This window comes from Mesorhizobium sp. M7A.F.Ca.CA.002.09.1.1, from assembly GCF_003998555.1.
Lineage (GTDB): Bacteria > Pseudomonadota > Alphaproteobacteria > Rhizobiales > Rhizobiaceae > Mesorhizobium > Mesorhizobium ciceri.
In genome coordinates, this window is record NZ_RZRR01000908.1 from 1 (window position 1) to 2,216 (window position 2,216).

The following is a 2,216-nucleotide window of genomic DNA, read 5'->3' on the forward strand; positions in this document are numbered from 1 at the left end:
GAGCAAATTCGATGGCGATCGTGTTGAGGCGCGGCCGGTAGTTGGTGGTGCCGACGACATTGTAGCCACGGTCCGGCAACAGCCAGAGCGAACCCCTGTAGCCGGCGGTGTCATGCGTCCAGCCTGATGCGTCGATCGCCATGCCGGAACCCGAGCCGAAGGTCTCGCCGAACTTGTCGCGCTGAGCGGCCGGGATGCGGCCGACGCCGACCAGCCCCTTGTTGACGAGGCCGCCGACGGTCGCGGTGCTGTCGGCGAGCGCCGGCGCCAAGGCGGTGAACAAGGCCAGCGCGACGCCAAGCGACGCGGGTCGATACAGGTGCTTCATGGATAATCCTCTTTGTGACGGATGTGCCGGAGCGGCCGGGGGACGAAAAACTGAAAGAGGTACGACATCGATGATGTTGCGCAAGCCTCCCCGAAACGCGGTCTACGGCGCGAACATGATGCTTGCGTGACAGCGCGCAGTGCATGCCGGCGGTCGACGAAAAACGATGCGCGCGCGCCGGCACTGGACACTTATGTCCAGTGGATATATACTCCAGTCTTCGGACCAACCGTGGAGGGGAAGCCTTGAAGTCGCACTACCGCGCAGTCGTCATCGGAGGTGGCGTGGTCGGAGCCTCGGTGCTCTATCACCTGACGCGGTTCGGCTGGAGCGATGTGGCGCTGATCGAGCGCGCAGAACTGACGGCCGGTTCGACCTGGCACGCGGCGGCAGGCTTCCATGCGCTCAACGCCGATCCCAACGTGGCGGCGCTGCAGGACTACACCATCAATCTCTACCGGGAGATCGAGGCCGAATCCGGCTGGGATATCGGCCTGCACATGACGGGCGGCGTCAACATCGCCAGCGATCCCGCGCGCTGGGAGTGGCTGAAATCAGCCTGGGCCGTGTTCCAGTCGGTCGGCATCGAGACCGCGCGCCTGGTCACGCCCGACGAGATCAAGGCGATCTGCCCGATCGTCGACGTCAACGGTGTTCTTGGCGGCCTGCATGATTCCAACGAAGGCCATCTCGACCCGTACGGTACCACGCATGCCTATGCGGGTGCTGCGAAGAAGCGCGGCGCCGACATCATCTTGCGCAACCGGGTCGTCGAGCTGAAAGCACGTGCCGACGGGCGCTGGGACGTCATCACCGAGCAGGGCACCATCATCGCCGAGCATGTCGTCAATGCCGGCGGGCTGTGGGCGAAGCAGCTCGGCCGCATGGCCGGCGTCGACCTGCCGGTGACGCCGATGGAGCACCACTATTTCATCACCGATGACATTCCGGAGATCGCAGCACTTGACAGGGAAATCGGCATCGCCGTCGATCTCGACGGCTTTTCATACCTGCGGCAGGAGCGCAAGGGTGTGCTGCTTGGCGTCTATGAGCAGAACCCAAAGCACTGGAACATGGACGGAGCGCCGTGGGATTACGGCATAGAGCTGATCCCGGAAGACATCGACCGCATCAGCCCGGAACTCGCCAAGGCGCATGAGCGCTTCCCTTGCCTGGCGACGGCCGGTATCCGCAAATGGGTCAACGGCGCCTTCACCTTCACGCCGGACGGCAATCCGATTGTCGGGCCGGTGCGCGGCCTGAAGAACTACTGGGTCGCCTGCGGCGTCATGGCCGGTTTCAGCCAGGGCGGCGGCGTCGGCAAGTCGCTGGCCGAATGGATGATTTTCGGCGAACCGCAGGCCGACATCTTCGGCATGGATATCGCTCGCTACGGTGCCTTCGCCGCCAACCGCGAATATCTCAGGCAGACGACGCGCCAGTTCTATTCGCGCCGGTTCGTCATGACCTTTCCCAATGAACGGCTGCCCGCCGGCCGGCCGCTGAAACGCCCCGGCGCCTATGACGGCATGAGCGCGGCGGGATGCGAATGGACGGCTTCCTGGGGGCTGGAAATCCCGGCCTATTTCGCGCCGATGGGATTTGCCGAGAGCACGACGCTGCGGCGCTCCAACGCCTTCGACATCGTCGGCGAGGAGGCGCTGCAGGTGCGGCGCGCCGCCGGCCTCGTCGATATCTCGGCCTATGCGCGCTATGCGGTGTCGGGGCTGGGTGCGGAGGCGTGGCTCGACCGGCTGCTCGCCTGCCGATTGCCGAAGGCGGGGCGGGCCGGCCTGGCGCCGATGCTCGGCCATGACGGACGGCTGAAGGGCGACCTCACCGTCTTCAACTGGGGCGGCGGCTCTTATTGGCTGATGGGCTCCTACTA

General features: G+C 65.1%; 1 protein-coding gene and 1 pseudogene. One reads left to right on the top strand and one right to left on the bottom strand.

Going from position 1 to position 2,216, the window contains the following annotated elements:
* Nucleotides 1–328 (bottom strand): annotated as a pseudogene (locus tag EN994_RS28175) (hypothetical protein); the annotation flags it as partial.
* Nucleotides 329–573: 245 nt separating this feature from the next.
* Here EN994_RS28175 and EN994_RS28180 point away from each other — a divergent pair.
* Nucleotides 574–2,216: FAD-dependent oxidoreductase (locus EN994_RS28180; RefSeq protein ID WP_164746270.1), on the top strand; the 1,643-nt coding region annotated here is incomplete at its 3' end.